Origin of the sequence: Ferrovum myxofaciens (assembly GCF_000735045.1) — a bacterium.
Lineage (GTDB): Bacteria > Pseudomonadota > Gammaproteobacteria > Burkholderiales > Ferrovaceae > Ferrovum > Ferrovum myxofaciens.
Genome location: NZ_JPOQ01000544.1, coordinates 1 through 253 on the forward strand (window position 1 = coordinate 1; position 253 = coordinate 253).

1 pseudogene is annotated in these 253 nt (G+C 58.9%); it reads left to right on the top strand.

The features are described 5' to 3' along the window. Positions 1-253 (top strand): annotated as a pseudogene (locus IV91_RS0115020) (RNA-guided endonuclease InsQ/TnpB family protein); the annotation flags it as partial.

Sequence of the window (253 nt, forward strand, 5' to 3'; positions counted from 1 at the left end):
CCAAAGCTGGGATGGCTCAAATACCGCAACAGCCGGGACGTGCTGGGAACAGTCAGCAACATCACCGTGTCGGCCAACGGCGGCAAGTGGTTCGTGAGCATCCAGACCGAGCGCGAGGTTGAGCAGTCGGTGCATCCGGCCACAAGCATCGTCGGCATCGACGTGGGTATCACCCGCTTTGCAACTCTGTCCGATGGTAGTCATATCGAACCGCTCAACACCTTCAGGAAGCACCAGCAAAGGCTTGCACGCT